Origin of the sequence: Kitasatospora sp. NPDC001603, from assembly GCF_040298365.1 — a bacterium.
Classification (GTDB): Bacteria; Actinomycetota; Actinomycetes; order Streptomycetales; family Streptomycetaceae; genus Kitasatospora.
This window is the reverse complement of the sequence record NZ_JBEPAA010000046.1, coordinates 39,245-55,493: the sequence shown is the minus strand read 5'-3', so window position 1 is coordinate 55,493 and position 16,249 is coordinate 39,245. Positions and strand designations below refer to the sequence as shown.

At 76.0% G+C, this 16,249-nt stretch carries 14 protein-coding genes; 8 read left to right on the top strand and 6 right to left on the bottom strand.

Features of this window, described 5'->3' with window-relative positions; all coding sequences use genetic code 11:
* Positions 1 to 38: 38 nt before the first annotated feature.
* The gene (locus tag ABT263_RS25990; RefSeq protein WP_352293810.1) at positions 39 to 1,733 is read right to left on the bottom strand and encodes a fatty acid CoA ligase family protein; all 1,695 of its coding nucleotides are present in this window, start codon (positions 1,731 to 1,733) and stop codon (positions 39 to 41) included.
* Between the two features lie 394 nt (positions 1,734 to 2,127).
* Between ABT263_RS25990 and ABT263_RS25985 the strand changes: the two genes are divergently transcribed.
* On the top strand, positions 2,128 to 3,000 hold the full coding sequence (locus ABT263_RS25985; protein ID WP_352293808.1) for an SDR family NAD(P)-dependent oxidoreductase: 873 nt from the start codon (positions 2,128 to 2,130) through the stop codon (positions 2,998 to 3,000).
* Positions 3,001 to 3,025: 25 nt separating this feature from the next.
* On the opposite strand, the gene ABT263_RS25980 is transcribed toward ABT263_RS25985, so the two are convergent.
* Both ABT263_RS25980 and ABT263_RS25975 read right to left on the bottom strand, forming a co-directional pair.
* Complete coding sequence (locus tag ABT263_RS25980) at positions 3,026 to 3,832, bottom strand: alpha/beta hydrolase (protein WP_502885865.1); 807 nt, start codon at positions 3,830 to 3,832, stop codon at positions 3,026 to 3,028.
* A 105-nt stretch (positions 3,833 to 3,937) separates the two neighbouring features.
* Positions 3,938 to 4,294 carry a DUF6401 family natural product biosynthesis protein gene (locus ABT263_RS25975; protein ID WP_352293806.1) on the bottom strand — a complete coding sequence of 119 codons (357 nt, stop codon included), beginning with the start codon at positions 4,292 to 4,294 and terminating at the stop codon, positions 3,938 to 3,940.
* A gap of 162 nt (positions 4,295 to 4,456) precedes the next feature.
* Here ABT263_RS25975 and ABT263_RS25970 point away from each other — a divergent pair, with 162 nt between their 5' ends.
* The 5 genes from ABT263_RS25970 (at position 4,457) to ABT263_RS25950 (ending at position 9,305) form a co-directional block, all read left to right on the top strand.
* Positions 4,457 to 5,383 carry an LLM class F420-dependent oxidoreductase gene (locus ABT263_RS25970; protein ID WP_352293804.1) on the top strand — a complete coding sequence of 309 codons (927 nt, stop codon included), beginning with the start codon at positions 4,457 to 4,459 and terminating at the stop codon, positions 5,381 to 5,383.
* Positions 5,384 to 5,693: 310 nt separating this feature from the next.
* Positions 5,694 to 6,398 carry an AAA family ATPase gene (locus ABT263_RS25965; RefSeq protein ID WP_352293803.1) on the top strand — a complete coding sequence of 235 codons (705 nt, stop codon included), beginning with the start codon at positions 5,694 to 5,696 and terminating at the stop codon, positions 6,396 to 6,398.
* Between the two features lie 293 nt (positions 6,399 to 6,691).
* The gene (locus ABT263_RS25960; RefSeq protein ID WP_352293801.1) at positions 6,692 to 7,702 is read left to right on the top strand and encodes a zinc metalloprotease; all 1,011 of its coding nucleotides are present in this window, start codon (positions 6,692 to 6,694) and stop codon (positions 7,700 to 7,702) included.
* A 261-nt stretch (positions 7,703 to 7,963) separates the two neighbouring features.
* Positions 7,964 to 8,407, top strand: coding sequence for a universal stress protein (locus ABT263_RS25955; protein WP_352293799.1), 444 nt, complete (start codon positions 7,964 to 7,966; stop codon positions 8,405 to 8,407).
* A 46-nt stretch (positions 8,408 to 8,453) separates the two neighbouring features.
* On the top strand, positions 8,454 to 9,305 hold the full coding sequence (locus tag ABT263_RS25950; RefSeq protein WP_352293797.1) for a DNA-formamidopyrimidine glycosylase family protein: 852 nt from the start codon (positions 8,454 to 8,456) through the stop codon (positions 9,303 to 9,305).
* Here ABT263_RS25950 and ABT263_RS25945 read toward each other — a convergent pair.
* The 3 genes from ABT263_RS25945 to ABT263_RS25935 all read right to left on the bottom strand — a co-directional run bounded on the left by ABT263_RS25945 (position 9,259) and on the right by ABT263_RS25935 (position 11,738).
* Positions 9,259 to 9,888 carry a nucleoside/nucleotide kinase family protein gene (locus tag ABT263_RS25945; protein WP_329491103.1) on the bottom strand — a complete coding sequence of 210 codons (630 nt, stop codon included), beginning with the start codon at positions 9,886 to 9,888 and terminating at the stop codon, positions 9,259 to 9,261. The genes ABT263_RS25950 and ABT263_RS25945 overlap by 47 nt on opposite strands.
* A gap of 64 nt (positions 9,889 to 9,952) precedes the next feature.
* Positions 9,953 to 11,269 carry an outer membrane protein assembly factor BamB family protein gene (locus tag ABT263_RS25940; protein WP_352293795.1) on the bottom strand — a complete coding sequence of 439 codons (1,317 nt, stop codon included), beginning with the start codon at positions 11,267 to 11,269 and terminating at the stop codon, positions 9,953 to 9,955.
* Between the two features lie 145 nt (positions 11,270 to 11,414).
* The gene (locus tag ABT263_RS25935; RefSeq protein WP_329491105.1) at positions 11,415 to 11,738 is read right to left on the bottom strand and encodes a DUF4326 domain-containing protein; all 324 of its coding nucleotides are present in this window, start codon (positions 11,736 to 11,738) and stop codon (positions 11,415 to 11,417) included.
* Between the two features lie 182 nt (positions 11,739 to 11,920).
* On the opposite strand from ABT263_RS25935, the gene ABT263_RS25930 reads away from it, so the two are divergent.
* Both ABT263_RS25930 and ABT263_RS25925 read left to right on the top strand, forming a co-directional pair.
* Entirely contained in the window at positions 11,921 to 14,347 is a 2,427-nt protein-coding gene (locus ABT263_RS25930; protein ID WP_352293793.1) for a SpoIIE family protein phosphatase, read from the top strand.
* 169 nt (positions 14,348 to 14,516) lie between these two features.
* A complete protein-coding gene (locus tag ABT263_RS25925) occupies positions 14,517 to 16,202 on the top strand; it encodes a histidine kinase (RefSeq protein WP_352293791.1) in 1,686 nt (561 codons plus the stop codon).
* The last annotated feature ends 47 nt before the right edge of the window (positions 16,203 to 16,249 follow it).

The window sequence follows — 16,249 nt, the reverse complement described above, 5'->3', positions numbered from 1 at the left end:
GACGGGAGCACCGTCCGGACCGGCCCGCGCGGTTCGGCTCAGGTGCGGGCGGCCGTCTGCCGCTCGGCCCAGCCGGCCAGCTCCTCGCGCCCGATCTTCGCGTTGTGCCGGATGTCGACCGGGAACCCCGGGTGCCGCAGGAACTCGCGCAGCCCCGCCGTCAGCGGCCGGTCGGCGCCGAGCCGGCGCAGCTCGGTCAGCAGCTCGGGCCACTGCTCCTCGGAGACGCCGTCCTCGGTCTCCACGCACACCACCGGGCGCTGGGCCCCGGGGGCCCCGATGCCGACCAGCGCGCTGCGCCGGACCAGCGGGTGCGCGTTGAAGACCCCCTCGCAGCGGACGGTGTGCAGGTCGCCCCCGGCGGTGCGCACCCGCTGGGCCCGGCGCCCGCAGAACCAGAGGCGCCCGGCGTCGTCCAGGTAGCCCAGGTCACCGGTCCGGTGCCAGGTCCGCTCGGGACCGTCGGCGGGCCGCTCGCGGATCTTGTACTGGGCGTTGGCGTCCGCGGTGGCGTGGTAGCGCGGGCTGACCACGTCCCCCGCCACCACGATCTCGCCGATCTCCCCCGCGGGGACCGCCAGGTCGTGCTCCCAGTCCGGCAGCGGGCCGTCGTCGACCCGCACCAGCCGCACGAGCGTCCCGTCGACCGGCCGGCCGACGCAGGTGCCGTCGCCCAGCGCGCCCCGGGCCGCCGTCTCGCCCAGGATCTCGGTGGACTCGATCGAGGAGATCGGCATCGCCTCGGTGGCGCCGTAGGCGACGTGGATCCCGGTCCGCTCGTCCAGCACCCGGCGCAGCGAGGCGACCAGGTCGGGCGGGACGGGTGCGCCGGCGGACACCACGCCGCGCAGCTCGGGCAGCGGGACGCGCTCGCGCTCCAGGTGGGCGGCGAGGACGCGGAACAGCGCCGGGGAGCCGAACACGGTGGACACCCGGAACCGGGTCAGGGCCGCCGTCAGCAGCTCCGGGTCCGCCTGCGCCACCTTGGCCGGCGCGATCGGAGCCAGCACCATGGTCGAGCCGTAGATGAGGTCGAACAGCCCCCAGATCGGGACGGTGACCAGCGATATGTCGTCACGGTCGCGCCCGTGCGCGGCGTGCATCTGGCGGGCCGTCGCGGTGGCCATCCGGTGGACGCTCTCGACGCCCTTGGCGGCGCCGGTGCTCCCGGTGGTGAAGGCGATCATCATCAGGTCGTCGCCGGTCACCGGCCGGGCCGGCGCCGAGCCGGAGCCGCCGAGCAGCCCGTCCAGGGTGTGGCCGCCCCAGAACCAGCGCCGGCCCAGCGTCACCTTGATCCGGACGGTCGCGAAGGTGCGGCGGCCGAGCACCCGGACGGCGTGCGCGACGGAGGGCCCGACGAAGGCCTCCGCGCCCACCGCGCGGTAGCAGTCGAGCATGCGCTTGATGCCCATGCCCGGGTCCACCACCACCGGTACCGCGCCGATCCGCAGCAGCGCGAAGACGAGGATGTACAGATCCGGTCCGGGCTTGGGCATCAGGATGGTCCGCATGCCCGAGGTGATCCCGATCCGGCTGAATCCGGCCGCCAACTCCTCGACCCGGCGTTGCAGTTCGCCGTAGCTGAGCTCGCGGTAGCGGATCGCGCCGTCCGGCTCCCGGCCGTCGGGGTGGATGATCGCGGTCTTCTCGGGGGAGGTGCGGGCGTGCCGTTCCAGGTAGTCGGCGAGACCGGCCTCGGCCTCGAAGGGGTGCCGGGGTGCGACGGTCATCGGCGGGCCGCCCGTCCGGCGGTGGCCTCGACTCCACGGTGGCGCCTGGCAGTCATCACTGGTTCTCACTCCTCGGGGTCCACACGAAGGCGCGCTCCCCGTAGCGCCGCCCTGACATGTCGCACCGGGCGGCACACGGTGCCCGTGCGGCAGCCGGTGCCGGTGGGCCTCGGACGACAGGAGTGACGCTACCGGCCGGGCGATCATCGCGGTCGAGAACCGTCAAAAAGGGTCGTGCGCGGTGCAGCTGGACCGCCCGGCCCGGATCACCGGCCGCCCGCGGAGCCAATGAGACGATACGTCTCGTCTTGACGGGAAGGCGGAGAGGGGACGATAGTGGAGCCAGCAAACGAGACGAACCGTCTCGTCTCTCGTAAGTGGAGGAGTACCGGGTATGCGCACCTCAGCCGCAAGCACCGACCGGGTCTGGTTCATCACGGGCGCCAGCCGGGGCCTCGGCCGCGCCTTCGCGGACGCGGCACTCGCCGCGGGGGACCGGGTCGCGGTCGCCGCGCGCACCACCGGGCCGCTGGAGGAGCTGGCGGCCGCCCACCCCGGGCGGGTGCTGCCCCTCGGGCTGGACGTGACCGACCGCGGCGCCGTCTTCGCGGCGGTCGCCGAGGCCGTCGGCCACTTCGGCCGGCTCGACATCGTCGTCAACAACGCCGGGATGCTCTCGATGGGCATGGTCGAGGAGTTCGGCGAGGCCGAGGCCCGGGCCCACCTCGACGTCAACTTCTTCGGCGCGCTCTGGGTGAGCCAGGCGGTGCTGCCCGTGCTGCGCGGGCAGGGCTCCGGGCACCTGGTGCAGATCTCCAGCGTCGCCGCGCTGGGCGGATTCCCGAGCACCGGGCTCTACAGCGCCGGAAAGTTCGCGCTGGAGGGCCTGAGCGAGGCGATCGCGAGGGAGGTGGCCGGCTTCGGCGTGAAGGTGAGCATCGTGCAGCCCGGTGGCTACTGGACCGACCTCTACACGGCGATGCACAGCACCGACACCCTGGACGCCTACGACCCGCTCCGGGCCGAACTGGCGAAGCAGTTCGCCGAGGGCTCGGTCGACAGCGACCCGAAGCTCGCCGCCGAGGCCCTGCTCCGGCTCGTCGACAGCGACGAGCCCCCGCTGCGCCTGCTGCTGGGGAGCATGGTCTACGACCTGGCGTTCGACATCGCGCGGACCAGGATGGAGACCTGGGCCGGCTGGGAGGAGGTCAGCCGTGCGGCGGAGCACGCGGTGCCCGCGCCCGGCCCGGCCGCCGGGGTGCGGTGACCGCCGGGGCGGCCGGCGCGCGGCGTCAGGCGTCGGTCGGCAGGACCGGGGTGAGGCGGCGCGGCGGCGCCGTGCGCGGCTGGGCGGGGAGCGGGAGGGCGAGGGCGTCGCGGCTGCCGGCCGGCAGCGCCAGCGCGGCCCCGACCTCGGCGGGCAGGTCGCGCAGGCCGAGCAGTCCGGTGCAGAGCCGGGCGGTGGCACGGTGCCAGTCTCCGGAGCGCCGGAGGAGGGCGTGACCGCTGCCGACCACGGTGTAGCCGCAGACCCCGGCCCCGGCCGAGCGGGCGCGGGCGGCGAAGGCGCGGGTGTCGGCCGGGCCGGTGACCTTGTCGCGGTCGCCGTGCAGCATCAGGACGCTCCGGCCGGCGAGCTGTTCGCACGGGTCCTCCGCCGGGCACCAGGGCGCGAGCGCGACCACGCCGGTGACGCTCGGGTGGCCCGCCGCGCGCAGCGCCGCCCGGCCGCCCATCGAGTGGCCGACCAGCAGCGTCGGCACGTGCCCCAGCTCCTCGGCCAGGTCGCCGAGCGCGGCCCGGGTGTCCCGGGCGGCGTCGGCGCGCTCGCCGTTCCAGCCCTGGTGGCGGTAGCGGACGGTGCCGATCGCGACCCCGGCCCCCGCCGTCTCCCGGCGCAGGGCCCGGACGAACCCGGTCATCCGCAGGCCGGGCAGGTTGACCGGGCCGGGCCGGCCGAGGCCGTGCTCCCGGCCGCCGTGCAGGACCAGCACCGCGGCCACCGGGCGCTCGGGCAGCTCCCGCCAGACCAGCGCCCGGTGGCCGGTCGCACCGCTCTCGCGACCCGTCCGGACCGTGCTCCCCGTGTCGCCGCTCACCCTGTACCGTCCCGCCCCCGTCGTCCGTCCGTTGGACCGCCACTGTACGCGTCGACCCGCCGGCGCCGGGCCCGCCCGGCAGGATCGCCCCGGCCGCGCCCGCCCTCAGCGGGTGAGCAGGCCCTGCTCGCGCACCAGCCAGCAGATCGCGGTCAGCCGGTGCACCGCGAAGTCGTACCCCACCGGCTCCCGCCAGCCGATGTCGATCAGCGCGTCGACGAACTCCACCGCGTACTGCGACAGCTCCGCGCGGTCCAGCGCCAGGGGCAGCAGCTCCGGGCCCTGCGCGTAGAGCAGTTCGCGCAACTGGGCGACGTGCTGGTCGACCGCGGCGACGAAGCCGGGCTCGAAGGCGAACTCGGCCAGCCGCGGCGTGAAGGCGGCGACGATCCCGGGCAGCGGGCAGCCGGCCGGCTGGTCGGGGGAGTCGCGGTGGGACGACTCGTCGGGCGTGGCGAACATCCGTCCAAGGTAGGCGAGCGGCGGCGGGGGAGCGGCCGCGCGGGCTGAGACCTTGGCCACCCCGCCGCCCGCCGCCCGGCCGGTCCCGCCCCCCGCCCCGCCGCGTGGCCGAAAGCGCGGATCGCCCGGAAGCACGGGGCGATCTGCCCCAGAATGGACCGCATGGATCTTCGAATCTTCACCGAGCCCCAGCAGGGCGCGAGCTACGACACGCTGCTCCGGGTGGCGCGGACCACCGAGGAGCTCGGCGCCTTCAGCGCCTTCTTCCGCTCCGACCACTACCTCAAGATGGGCGGGGTGAGCGGCCTGCCCGGCCCCACCGACGCCTGGATCACGCTGGCCGGCCTCGCCCGCGACACCAGCACCATCCGCCTGGGCACCCTGATGACCGCCGCCACCTTCCGGCTGCCCGGGGTGCTCGCCATCCAGGTCGCCCAGGTCGACGCGATGAGCGGCGGCCGGGTCGAGTTCGGCCTCGGCGCCGGCTGGTTCGAGGAGGAGCACACCGCCTACGGCATCCCGTTCCCCAAGGAGAAGTTCGGGCGGCTGGAGGAGCAGCTGGCGATCATCACCGGCCTCTGGAACACCAAGGTCGGCGACACCTTCGACTTCGCCGGCGAGTACTACCGGCTGACCGAGTCGCCGGCGCTGCCCAAGCCCGCCCAGGAGAAGATCCCGGTGCTGGTCGGCGGCACGGGCCCGACCCGGACGCCGGCGCTGGCCGCCCGCTTCGCCGACGAGTTCAACCTGCCCTTCGTCTCGGTCGAGCAGAGCGCCGCCCAGTTCGGCCGGGTCCGGGCCGCCGCCGAGCGGGCCGGGCGCCAGGCCGACGACCTGGTGTACTCCAACGCCCTGGTCGCCTGCGTGGGCCGGGACGACGCCGAGGTGGCCCGCCGGGCCGCCGCGATCGGCCGCGACGTGGACGAGCTGAAGGCCAACGGCCTGGCCGGCACCCCCGACGAGGTGGTGGCGACGATCGGCCGCTACGCCGCCGTCGGCTCCGAGCGCTTCTACCTCCAGATCCTCGACCTGGACGACCTCGACCACCTGGAGCTGATCGCCTCCCGGGTCGCCCCGCAGCTGGGCTGACCCGCCCCGCGACCGTCCGCCGCCCCTGCCCGCCTCCGCCCGCCTGCGCCGCCGGGCGGGGGCGGGCGGGCGGAGGCGGCGCGCTCTGCCCCGGCAGCCGGGCCGAAACAGCCGGTACGAACGGCCGGGGCTAATGCGTCGGTTCCGAGGGCGTGGTGCGAGGGCGTTGTGCGGGAGGCGCCGCCGCGGCGCGGGAGGGCTCGGCCGCACCGGCGCTGACCACTAGTCTTTACTCTCTCTTGAAGGGGGAAGGTTTCTTCGGGAGGCGGAGGCCGGGGAGCCGGGGCCGCGGAGTCAGGGGGGAGTGCCGGTGGTTGAGGTCGGGGTGTCCGGGGCCAAGGTGCCCGTACCGAGATCGGCGTGCGCCGCCGAGGTCCGCCCGGCCGCGGCGGTGCTGCGCCCGCGCGGCCTGCACGACCTGCGCCGGGGGCCCGGCGCGGCCGGGTGCCCCGAGGCGGGGGCCGCCGCGGTGCCCGCGCAGGCGCTGCACTACCGCGCCGACGACCTGCTGGTCGTGTCGGGCCTGCCGGGCAGCGGCAAGAGCACCCTGATGCGCCGCTGCGTCCGCGCCCCACTGGTCGACTCCCAGCAGGTGCGGGAGGAGTACGCGGCCCGGGTCCCCGGCTGGCTGCCCTATGCCGCCTACCGCCCGCTGGTGCGGGCCGCGCACTACCGGCGGCTGCGCCGCGCCGTCCTGGCCGGCGGCCCGCTCGCGGTGCACGACTGCGGCACGCTGCCCTGGGTGCGGTACTGGCTGGGCCGCGCGGCCGCCCGGCAGGGGCGCCGGGTGCACCTGATCCTGCTGGACGCGAGCGCGGAGGAGGCCCGGGACGGCCAGCACGCCCGGGGCCAGCGCGTCTCCGCGTACGCCTTCGCCCGGCACCGCGAGTCCGCCCGGCGGCTGCGCGGGCGGTTGGCCGGGACGGGCGAGCCGCCGGCGGGCTGTGCGTCGGCGGTGGTACTCGACCGGGCCGGTGCGCGCGCCGTGCGGGAGATCGTCTTCGTGGCGTCGTAGTCTCGGCGAGGCGGTGCGGGGCCGCCCACCCGACCGGTCCGGTCGGCCTTCCGAGGCCTGTCCGGCGGACGGAGCGTCAACTTTCGGACAAATCGGGGGCGTTGCCCCGACCGTGCGGCACCGGAAATGCTCCACCTGTGACCGGGGTCACTCGATCGGGCTTCCGGGTTATGTCCGATATGTCGTCAGAACTTCGCGGCCGGAAGAAACCTGACGCGTACACGCGGCCCTGCGTAGCCTAGGCTCGGCGGCCCCCCTCCGCCACCCCCCACAACTCCCCCTCAGGAGCGCAGATGCGTCGTTCTGCCCGCGTACCCTCGCGTGTCCCCCGCAGATTCCTCAGCGCCGCAGCCCTCGTCACGGCCCTCGGGCTCACCCAGTTCGCCGCCCCCTCGGCGTTCTCCACCGCCGCCGCGCAGGCCCCCGGCGCGGTCGCCGCCCCGTGCGTCGGCGGGGAGAGCCAGGACGCCGGGGCCCGCAAGCCCGCCGGCAGCCCGGGCGGCCAGGAGCCCAACGCCGTCACCCAGGCCCAGGCCCAGGCGATGGACGCGGACCTCAGCGCCCGGGTCGCCCAGCTGGCCCACTCCTCCCAGGGCAGCGCGCTGCTCGCCCCGGGGACGCTCGCCGCCACCACGACCATCCCGGTGTACGTCCACGTGGTCCACGCCGGATCGACGGGCAAGCTGACCGCGACGGACATCAGCCGGCAGATCTCCGTCCTCAACGCCGCCTACGGCGGCCAGGGCGCGGGCAACACCGCCAGCCAGTTCCAGTTCCAGCTGACCGGCACCGACTACACCGACAACTCGTCCTGGTACAACGGCATCACCCCGGGCTCCTCGGCCGAACGGTCGATGAAGAGCTCGCTGCGCAAGGGCGGTGCCAACGCCCTCAACCTCTACACCGCCAAGCTCGGCCAGTCGCTGCTCGGCTGGGCGACCTTCCCCAGCTCCTACCAGTCGAACCCGAGCGACGACGGCGTGGTCATCCTCGACAGCTCGTTCCCCGGCGGCTCCGCCACCAACTACAACGAGGGGGACACCGTCACCCACGAGGTCGGCCACTGGCTCGGGCTGTACCACACCTTCCAGGGCGGCTGCGGCGGCCAGGGCGACTACGTCTCGGACACCCCGGCCGAGAAGACGGCCGCGTACCAGTGCCCGGCCGGCCGCGACACCTGCACGGCCACCGGCGTCGACCCGATCCACAACTTCATGGACTACACCTACGACTCCTGCATGACCCAGTTCACCCCCGGCCAGGTCGCCAGGATGTCCAACTCCTGGGCGGCCTACCGGGCCTGACGGGCCGTACGTCCAGAGACCCTGGCGGGTGCGCGGGCAACGAGGCCCGCGCACCCGCCAGTACCAGTCTCCGCCTCCGGGCCGCCCGTCCACCGGACCCGCGGGCGCGTCACGCTTCTCGGGTCTCGGGGCGGGACCGCACAGGGTTCGAAAGTTTTCGACGTCTTCGGCGTGGCAATTAGCGGCCATATGCCCGTATTGATCTATGTTTGCCTGGTCAGCGGCAGGTGAAGCCGGGATCGTCGAACAAGGAGCAGCGGCATGGCCGACAGCGCGGAACCCCTGATCGTCGTCGGCGTGGACGGCTCGCCCGCCTCGGAGCGGGCGCTGCGCTGGGCGATCGACTACGCCAGGCTGGCCGGCGGCGGCGTCCGGGCGATCGCCGCCTGGGAGTACCCGGCGTTCTACGGCTGGGCCGGGCTCGCGATGCCCCCGGCCGAGGGCTTCAACCCCGAGGAGCTGGCCGGGCGGACGCTCTCCGAGACGGTCGCCAAGGTCGCCGGGGCCGACGCCGGGGTCCGGGTCGCCGAGACGGTGATGCCCGGCAACGCCGCGCAGGCCCTGCTGGAGGCGGCCCAGGGCGCCGCCCTGCTGGTGGTCGGCAGCCGGGGCCTCGGCGGATTCTCCGGCGCCCTGCTCGGATCCGTCAGCCGCCACCTCACCGAACACGCCCCCTGCCCGGTCGTCGTGGTGCGCGAGAAGTAGGCCCCGCCGACCGTGTCGGCGCCGGCCGGCGGGGGAGGATGGGGGCATGCCTGAAGGTGACTCCGTCTACCGTGTGGCGGCCCGGTTGCACGAGGAACTGGCCGGCCGGGTGCTGACCGCGGCCGATCTGCGGGTGCCCGCGCACGCCACCGCCGATCTGACCGGGCGGCGGGTGCTGGAGGTCGCCCCGCGCGGCAAGCACCTGCTGACCCGGCTCGACGGCGGCCTCACCCTCCACACCCATCTGCGGATGGACGGCCGCTGGGCGGTCTACCGCCCCGGCGAGCGATGGTCGGGCGGGCCCGCCTGGCAGATCCGGGCCGTCCTCGGCACCGAGCACAGCACGGCGGTCGGCTACCGGCTGCCCGTCGTCGAACTGCTGCGCAGCGCCGAGGAGGAACGGGTCGTCGGCCACCTCGGGCCCGACCTGCTCGGCCCCGACTGGGACGCGGGCGAGGCCGTCCGCCGGCTCCTGGCCCAGCCCGGTCGGCCGCTCGCCGAGGCGCTGCTCGACCAGCGCAACCTGGCCGGCATCGGCAACGTCTACGCCAATGAGCTCTGCTTCCTCGCCGGGGTCACCCCGTGGACGCCGGTCGGCGAACTCCCGCGCCCCGAACGGCTGGTGGAGCGCTCCCAGCAGATCCTCGACGCCAACCGGCTGCGCCCCGGGCACGTCACCACCGGCGACACCCGGCCGGGCCGCCGGCACTGGGTGTACGGCCGGGCCGGGCGGCCGTGCGCGCGCTGCGGCACGGTCGTCCGGACGGCGACCCAGGGCACGCCGCCGCAGGAGCGGGTGGCCTTCTGGTGCCCGCACTGCCAGCGCGGGCCGGCCCCCGGGACGCGGACCGCTACTCGACCAGGGCCGGGTGGCGCGGGTCGTCGACCCGGACGGTGAGGTCGGCCGCCTCGGCGGGGACGGTCTCGGCCGCGTAGCGGGCGAACGCGGGCAGCGTCCACTGCTCCTGGGCCGGTGTGCGGCGGGCCAGCGCGGCCGGGGTGAGCGCCAGGTGGACGGTCAGCTCCAGCGGCAGCCAGCGGCCGAGCAGCAGCGCGCCGTCCAGCAGCAGCACGCCGCCGGGCGGCAGCGGCGTGTACGGCGCGCGGGTCGCCCGGTCGGTGACCGGGTCGCGCAGCGACGGCAGGACGAGGCCGGTGCCGCCGGGCTCCAGCGGGTCCAGCACCTCGCGCAGCAGGGCGCCGTCGTCCAGCCAGAGGTCGTGGTAGGCGTCCGGGTCCTGCTTGCCGTACTCCAGCCGGACCGAGGCCGGGCGGAGGAAGGCGGCCGCCGACACCCGCAGGGTGGGGCGGCCGCGCTCCCGCAGCGGCTCCACCAGCGCGTCGGCGAGTGCGTCGGGCCGGGCGGCCGGGGCGCCGTCCACGGCGACCCGCAGCCACCGCTCACCGGCTCCGGGCAGGGCGGTGACGCGGTCGGCGAGGCGCTCGGCGAGCCGGTCGGGCGAGATCGGGTGTACCTGCACGCCGCTATCCTCCCCCGTCGCCGGGGCGGCGGCGGGACCGGGGCCGCGCAGCGGTGACCGCGGGTCAGGCGAGCGGGAGCGCGTGCAGGACGTCGTCGTGGCCGGCGTACAGGCGGGTCGCGTCGTGGGAGAGCGACCAGACGTCCACCCCGGGGCCGGAGTCGCGGAAGGTCCAGCGCTCCTCGCCGGTGGCGGCGTCCAGGGCGCGGACGCCCGCGGCGGCCGGACCGGGCACGTAGAGGACCGGCCCGGCGAGCAGCGGGCTGCTGCGGCGGTCCAGCCGGAACGGCAGGCGGTGCTCCCAGACCTGGGCCCCGGTGTCCGCGGCGTGGGCGGTGACCAGGCCGTTGTCGCGGAACAGGTGGACCAGGGCGCCACCGGCGACCGGCGGCAGCAGCCGCCACTCGTCGGCCGGCCCCGGGACGACCGACCAGTGCGGGCCGCCGTCCGCCACCCGCAGGGCCCGCAGCCCGGCCGGGCCCAGCGGGGCGTAGACGTGCTCCGGGTCGGTGACCGCCCAGCCCGTGCCCCTGTCGGTGGGCACCGTCCAGAGCCGCTTGCCGGTGGCGGCCTCCAGCAGGCGCAGGCCGCCGGCCGAGCCGTCGAAGGCCGGCACCCGGCCCCCGGCCGCGGTGAGCGGGGAGAGCGGCCGCTCCCCCTCGGACGGACGGGACCAGAGCACCCGCCGGTCCGTGACGTGCACCGCGAAGAGCCGGCCGTCCCCGGTGAACGGCCGGGGCTCGAACTCGCCGTACACGACGTCGCCCGCGCAGCCGAACAGCGTGACGGTGCCGTTGCCCAGCTCCTCCGGCAGCGGCAGGCTCCACCCGGCGGCCGGGTCGGTGAGGTGGTGGCTGTCGAGGTGGCCGTTGGAGGTGGTGAACACCCGGTCGGGGCCGACCACCACATGGGCGCCCGGCTGCTGCACGTCGTTCGGCCAGTCCGCCTTGGCCGCGGCGAACGACAGCAGCCGCAGCGGCCTGCCGTCGGCCGGGTCGAGCACCTGGAGCCCCTCGCGGGTGAGGAAGACGGGGACGGCCGGGCGGCCGGTCAGCCGCTCGGACGCCATCGCCTCCCGGCCCCGGTACGTCCAGAGGGGCTGCGGTCCGGCGACGCGGGTCGGCAGCGGCCGGGGCGGAGCGGGCGCCGGTTCGTCCGCCGAGCGGGCGAACGCCCAGACCGCGGCGCCCGCCGCGAGCACCCCGGCGCCGGTCAGCAGCCGCCGCCGGGTCAGCCGCGGCCCGCCGCCCGCCTCGGAGCCGCCGCTCAGCACATCGGCCGGTTCGGCCGGCCGGTCGTCGCTCTCGCCGTCCCACTGCCAGGCGGCGCCGGCCTCCTCGGTCTGCGCCGTTCGGGCACGGTCGGACGGTGCCGGCTGCATGGACGTACTCGTTTCCCCGGGGCAGCCGCTGCGCTGCGCTGTCCGGGTGAGGATATCGAAGCGCGTCCGGACGGTTCGCGGGCGGCCGGTGCCGGGGGCGGCGCCCGGCCACCCGGAGGAGGGCCGCGGGCCCCGGCGGGCCGCCTCAGCTGCCGTGGTCGGCCAGCTCGGCGAGCACCTGGGCGTGGCAGGCGAGCGGGACGCACCAGCAGCCGAGCCGGCGGCCGCGCAGCTCCGGCAGCAGGGCGAGCAGGTCCGGCCGGTCCAGCAGGTAGGCGCGGTACTCGACGAGCATCCGCTCCCGGCTGAGGTCCGGTCCGGGCCGGTAGGGGCAGTGCAGCGGGGACTCGTCGAGGTGCCAGCCGCCGCGGTGCATCGCCCGCCCGACGTAGACGACGTCGGCGTAGTCGGGATCGTCGCGATGGCCCTTGAGGTTGACCACGGTGGTGCGGCCCGGATCGGTCGGCATGGTGACCATGCTGGCGCGGTCCGGGCCGGGCGGCACGCGGGGCTCGCCTTGACAGTCCCTTGACCCGGGCGTAGCAAGAGAGGATGCGCCAGGGTGTGCCGGCGGACCGGCCCGGTCCGCGTGTGACCGGCGGGACTCGGGCGACGCGACCCGACGCGCGCCGCCCCTGGGAGCGCGATGCCGTGGCCGGGGCGACGCACGAGCGGGACGCGCTGCTCGCGACCGCCGTCCGCAGGGTGCTCGCCGAGACCGACGCGTACGGCGGGATGGTCTACCTGCGGGCCCGGGACCGGCGCTCACTGGTGCTCTGCACCATCGCGGGCGTGCCGCTGTCGATCATCGCCCAGTACCGGCGGATCGCCGCGGCCGGGCCGATGCCGGTGGCGGTCAGCTTCCGGACCGGCCGGGTGATCGCGCTGGCCGACACCGAGGACACCATGCGGCGCTTCCCGCAGATGGCCGTCGGCATGCCCTACGACTTCGCCTCCGCCTGCGTACCCGTCAAGGCGGGCAAGGAGACGTACGGGGTGATCTGCGTGCTCTGGGCCGCCTCGGACGAAGGCGTGCCGCCGGGCGCGCAGCGGCACCTGCGGTCGGTGGCCGACGGGCTGGCCGCCGCGCTGGCGGCGCTGGACGGGAACGGGCGGCTGATCGAACCCAATGGCGAGACCGCCGTGGTCGAGCTGGCGCCACCGTCCCCGCCGACCACCAGGGTCGGCCTGTTCGACTGGAACCTGGCCACCGGGGCGCTCGCCGTCGACGAGCCGTTCTGCGAGATCTTCGGGATGTCGCCCGCCGAGTTCGACGGCCGGGCGGCCACCCTGACCACCCGGATCGCCCCCGGTGACCTGCCCGAGTTCCGGGCCGCCGCCCGGGCCGCGCTGGACGAGGGCCGGATGCTGGCCGCCCGGGTCCGGGTGCTCGACCACGACGGCCACCCGTATCCGGTCGAGCTCTGGGGCCGGGTGCCCGAGACGGCCGGGCCGGACGGCCGCACCCACCTGGTCGGCGCCGTGCTGGACACCCGGACCGGCACCGCCGCGGCCGAAGCCGTCGAGCGGCTGCGCGACGGCGTCTTCTCGCTGGACCCGGACGGCCGGATCACCTACGCCAACCGCAGCGTCGAGCTGCTGCTGCACGCCCGCCGCGAGGACCTGGTCGGCCACCACCCGTGGGACGTGCTGCCCTGGCTCTCCGACCCGGTCTACGAGAACCGCTACCGCGCCGCGATGGTCTCCCAGCAGCCCACCGCCTTCCTCGCGGCCCGCCCGCCGGACGGCTGGCTGGCGTTCTCGCTCTACCCGGACACCCACGGCGTCACCGGCCGGGTGGTCGCCGCCGAGCCGCCCGCCGGCGCGCCGGAGCCGCCGGCCGAACCCCCGCCCGGCGCCCGGACCAGCGTCGGGGCCATGTACCACCTGCTCCAGCTGGCCAGCGCGCTGAGCGAGGCCGTCACCGTCCGGGAGGTCTGCCGGGCCGTCGCCGACCAGATCCTGCCGGCCTTCGGCGGCCAGGAGCTCGCCATCTACACCGTCCGCGACAAGCGCCTCCACCTGGTCTCCCAGAGCGGCTACCCGGACGGCTTCCTGGACCGCTTCGAGGGCACCCCGATCGGCGCCCGGGTGCCCGGCGCCGAGGCGCTCAGCTCCGGCACACCGATCTTCTTCGAGTCCGTCCACGAACTCGCCGCCGCCTACCCCGGGATCGCCCTGGACGAGATGCGCGCCTGGGCGTTCCTGCCGCTGATCGCCTCCGGCCACCCGGTCGGCAGCTGCATCATCGGCTTCGACGAGTCCCGCGCCTTCACCCTGGAGGAACGCGGGCTGCTCACCGCCCTCGGCGGCTTCATCGCCCAGGCCCTGGAGCGGGCCCGGCTCTACGACGCCGAGTTCGCCCTCGCCCGCGGCCTCCAGCAGGCCCTGCTGCCGCACCGGCTGCCGCGCCTGGAGAACGTCCGGATCACCGCCCGCTACCTGCCCGGCACCCAGGGGATGGAGATCGGCGGCGACTGGTACGACGCCATCGTCACCGGCCACGACCTCAACCTGGTGATCGGCGACGTCGAGGGCCACAGCGTCGGCGCCGCCGCCACCATGGGCCAGCTGCGCAGCGCGGTCCGGGCCTTCGCCGCCAGCGGCCACCCGCCGGACCAGGTGCTCACGCAGACCAACCGGCTGCTGCTCGACCTCGACCCCGGACTGCTCGCCAGCTGCTGCCTGATCCGGCTCACCCCCGCCGACGGCACCGCCAGGATCGCCCGGGCCGGCCACCTCCCGCCGGTGCTGCGCCACCCGGACGGCAGCACCGAGGCGCTGTACGTGGCGGGCGGGCCGCTGCTCGGCGTCGACCACGGGGCCGAGTACCCGGTGAGCGAGTTCCGGATGGCGCCGGGCTCGCTGCTCGCGCTCTACACGGACGGGCTGGTCGAGGACCCCGCGGTGGAGATCGACCACGGCGTGGACCGGCTGCGCGACGCCCTCACCGGACCGGCCGGCGCGGCCGGCGACGCGGAGGACGGGCTGGAACGGCTGGCGGAACGGCTGCTCCAGGAGGTCGGCTCCACCGACCGGGTGGACGACGTGGCGCTGATGCTCACCGCCTACGGGTGAGCCGGCCGCAGCCGCCGACGGAGCCCGCGACTACGTCGGGCCCGCGACTTCCGTCGGGCGCGCGACTTCCGTCGGGCCCGCGACTTCCGTCGGGCCCGCGACTTTCGTCGGGGCGGGCAACGACGAACGGTGGCGGTGCCCGGGCGGGCCGCTTCGCTAACCTCGCGGCGTGGACGCGATAGCGAAGGCCTGGTCGAGGGCGGTACGAGCGGCGCTGCCCGGGCCCTGGCGGCCCTGGACGGTGGCCCGGGAGGCCGTCGGCGCGCTGCTGGTGGGCGCGCTCGCGGCGCTGATCGAGATGGTCTCCCACACCTGCCTCTGGCCGGTCGTCGGCCTCGGGGCGGCCGTGCTCTTCCTGCTCCGGCGCGCCCTGCCCTCGTCCGTGCTGCTGCTCGCGGCCGGCGCCTGCGGCTGGTTCGGCGGGACACTGCCGCTGCTGGTCTTCGCCGGCTGGTCGGCCGGCGCCCGGGTGAAGCGGGTCGGCGTGCTGGCCGGCTCGTTCGCCGGTGCCTTCCTGCTGACGACGGCCGTCAGCGCCGTGAAGGAGGCCGGGTCGACGCCGATCAAGCTGACGATCGGGCTCTCGCTGGGCGGGTTCCTGCTGATCGCTGTGCTGCCCGCGCTCTGGGGCCGCTACCGGGCCCAGCGCCGGGCACTGCTGGACGCGCTGCGCGAGCGCAACGAGCAGCTGCTGCGCGAGCGTGCCATGGTGGCGCACCAGGCCAGGCTGCGCGAGCGGCACCGGATAGCCCAGGACATGCACGACAGCCTGGGCCACCAGCTCGCCCTGATCTCCGTCCACTCCGGCGCGCTGGAGGTCGACCGCACCCTGTCCGACCGGCAGCGGGAGGCGGTCGGCGTGCTGCGGCTGGCCGCCGTCACCGCGATGCGCGAGCTGCGCGAGGTGGTCGGCGTGCTGCACGACGAGTCGAGCGCCCGGGAGCCGGCCCCGGTCGGCGGGCCGGCCGGCGCCACCGTGCGCACCGGTGGCACGAAGGGCATCGAGAAGCTGGTCGAGTCCTCCCGGGCGGCCGGGACGACGGTCTCCTTCGGCGAGGACGGCGAGCGCCGACCCGCGGCCGCCAGCGTCGGCCAGGCCGCGTACCGGATCGTCCAGGAGGCGCTCACCAACGCGCACAAGCACGCCCCCGGCGCGCCCATCTCGGTGGCGCTGCGCTACGAGCCGGACGCCCTGGTGGTCGAGGTGGCCAACCCCCGCGCCCCGGAGCCGGCCGACGTGCCGGCGGGTGGCCGGGTCGCGGCGGTCAGCGGCGGTCAGGGGCTGACCGGACTGCGTGAGCGGGCCCGGCTGGTCGGCGGGATGGTGCACGCCGGGCCGACCGCCGAGGCCGGGTTCCGGCTCGCCGCGGTGCTGCCCTACCAGGGGGCCGGCGGCGATCCGGCCGCCGCCCCGGGCGCGGCCGGGGAGGAGGAGGCCTGGGTGCGGGACGTGCTGCCGGAGGTCGGGAGCGGGTCCGGCGACCGGCGGCGGCGCAGCCCGGCGATCGGCTGCGCGGTCGGCGGGGTGGTGGTGCTGCTCACCGTGCTCGGGCTGCTGGTCTGGGGCGTGGTGGCCTTCATCGGCGCCGCGGGCGACGCGACCGTGCCGCGCGGGCTGTACGACTCGCTCCAGGAGGGCACTCCCGAGGCCGAGGTGGGGGGCCGCCTCCCGATCGGCAACAGCCTCTTCACCCAGGACTACGAGGGCAGCGGCCCGACCCCGCCGGCCGGCTCCTCCTGCCGCTACTTCGTCTACGGGACCACGGGCGGCCTGGGGAGCGAGGAGGAGGTGGCGCGGTTCTGCTTCAAGGACGGCGTGCTGCTGGAGAAGCAGCACTACCCGGCCCGGTCCTGACGCCTCGCCACCGGGGCCGCCCGGGCCGGTGACCGGTCGGCCCGCGA